We start from the raw sequence: 2,319 nt of genomic DNA, 5'->3' as shown, positions 1-2,319 counted from the left end.
AGAGCGGCGCATGAGTCTCTTATTGGCACCTTTGAGCCATGCCGACGGATACCGAGAATGCCTGTTTATCGGGGCAGACCGGAAGAGGCTGGAACGCGGTCAAAACGGCGCTTTTGACCCAAACCGGACTCGCGTCTGCTGGTTTCGTATAACTGGGACTCGATCTCGCCCGGTCTACTCGGGTTTGATGTGAGCGCCGGTCCGGATCACCCTGGCCCACTTCTCGGTTTCGTTGGCGAGGAGCTTGCCGAAATCGGCCGGCGAACCACCAAGCACCGTAGCATCGAGATTGACAAGTTGCGCCTTGAATTTGGGATCAACGAGCGCGGCGTTGATCTCCTTGTTGAGCCTGTCGACAATTTCGGCAGGAGTGTTCCTGGGCGCGCCGAGGCCATAGATTGAGCTTGCTTCGTAGCCGGGGACGAACTCGCCTATCGTTGGGATGTCCGGCAGCGCTTCCGAGCGCGTCGCTGTGGTTATCGCGAGCGCGCGCAACTTGCCGGCCCCGATGTACCCGATCGATACCGCCGGGTTCACGAAGACGACCTGCACCCGGCCACCGAGCAGATCGGCGAGCGCGGGCGCCACGCCACGATATGGGACGTGCAGAATGTCAAGGCCGCCCGCCTCCTGCTTGAACAGCTCGGCTGTCATATGGGAGATCCCGCCTAGGCCGCCGAACCGTACGAGAGCTTGCCCGGGTTCGCCTTGACGTAGGCGATGAACTCGGGGAGCGCCTTAACCGGAACCGAGAGATGTACCAACATGAGAAGGGCACCACGGATCAGGCTCGCGACCGGTGCGATGTCGCGGATGAAATTGAAATTTTGATTGTCGTAAAGCGTGGCATTGATCGCGTTCGGCGAACCGACCAGCAAGAGCGTATAGCCGTCCGGAGGCGCGCGCACGACGGCCTCGGTTGCAATATTGCTACCCGCGCCAGGCAGGTTCTCGATGACGAATTGCTGCCCCAGGCGCTGCGACAACCATTGACCAATCAGACGCGCGAGAATGTCGCTCGGACCGCCGGCGGCAAAGCCGACGATGATCCGTACCGGCCGCGACGGATAGGATTGCCCCCAAGCGAAGCGCGATTTGGCGGGAAGCGCGGCAGCGCCCGCTGCGAGGCGCAGAAAATGGCGGCGCGGAAGCTTCAAGACGTGCTCCTCAAGTCCGAGCTCGCGAGGTGCTCTGCCTTCGTTCCGGGCTCGTTCGCGAAGCTCGCCCGCGGAATTAGCGGATGCGGCTATGCTTGTATAATGCTATTTGGTGATACTGATATCTCAAATCAGTGATAGGGGGCGACGCGATGCAGCTGAGCGATCGGATCGGACGTCGCATGAAGCTGCACGACCTTCACGTCCTCATGACCGTCGCGCAGGCCGGCAGCATGAACAAGGCGGCCACCCTGTTGAACACAACCCAGCCTGCTGTCTCACGATCAATTGCCGAGCTCGAGCATACGCTCGGCGTTCGCCTTCTCGATCGTTACCAGCACGGCGTCGCGCCGACCGCGTACGGTCGTGCTTTGCTTGATCGCTGCGCTACTGCATTCGACGAGCTGCGGCAGGGCGTGAAGAACATCGAGCATCTTGCTGACCCGACGGCGGGAGAAGTCCGCATAGGCGCAACCGCAGCGTTGGACGCGGGGTTCGTCCCTGCCGTGGTCGATCGGCTGTCGCGGCGCCACCCTCGCATCATCTTCCATGTCGTCGGCGAAGACAGCGAGGCTTTGCACCGTGAACTTCACGAGCGCAATCTTGATTTTCTGATTGTGCGCAAATCGCCCGCCGCTGATGACGAGCGTTTGAACTTCGAGACTCTCTTCAGTGACACCTACGTGGTCGCCGCGGGGCTGCAGCATCCGTCCTCTCGGCGACGCAGGATCACTCTTGCAGAGCTCGCAGACGAATGCTGGGCGATGCCGTTGCCAGGGAGCACGGCTGCGTCGATCGCCCGTGAAGCTTTTCGCGCCAGCGGCGTCGACTTTCCACGGGCGCCCGTGTTCGCAAGGCCCGAGGCACGGATGAATCTGGTCACGACTGGGCGTTTTCTATCGATCTTTTCCGAGCTGAGACTTTTCCTCACACAATCGCCCATGAAGGTCTTGCCAGTCGAGCTGCCCACAGCTCCGGTGCCCAGTGGGATCGTGACACTGAAGAACCGCACACTCAGCCCGGTTGCGCAGCTCTTCATCGACGCTGCCCGCCAAATCGCAAAGCCGCTGGCGAAGAAGATATGACGGAGCGACGTCCGCCATTGGCGTGCGCCGTGATAAGGCGGCGCTTTCCAGTGGGTGCAAGTCCCACCCGGCAAACG

General features: G+C 61.4%; 1 protein-coding gene and 1 pseudogene. One reads left to right on the top strand and one right to left on the bottom strand.

The window, feature by feature from the left end; genetic code table 11:
* Window positions 1-174: 174 nt before the first annotated feature.
* A pseudogene (locus ACFFWD_RS15170) lies at window positions 175-1,157 on the bottom strand (Bug family tripartite tricarboxylate transporter substrate binding protein).
* A gap of 182 nt (window positions 1,158-1,339) precedes the next feature.
* Between ACFFWD_RS15170 and ACFFWD_RS15165 the strand changes: the two are divergent.
* Window positions 1,340-2,242, top strand: coding sequence for a LysR family transcriptional regulator (locus ACFFWD_RS15165; protein ID WP_376966409.1), 903 nt, complete (start codon window positions 1,340-1,342; stop codon window positions 2,240-2,242).
* Window positions 2,243-2,319 lie beyond the last annotated feature (77 nt).

The sequence above is a fragment of the Bradyrhizobium erythrophlei genome, from assembly GCF_042430365.1.
In the GTDB taxonomy this organism is placed as follows: Bacteria; Pseudomonadota; Alphaproteobacteria; order Rhizobiales; family Xanthobacteraceae; genus Bradyrhizobium; species Bradyrhizobium erythrophlei.
Note: the sequence above shows the minus strand (reverse complement) of the source record. Positions and strands in the feature narration are given on the sequence as shown.

Bases quoted from the DNA above. Each gene is read 5' to 3' on its own strand.
- ACFFWD_RS15165 (WP_376966409.1), top strand. From the start codon at position 1,340: ATGAAGCTGCACGACCTTCACGTCCTCATGACCGTCGCGCAGGCCGGC.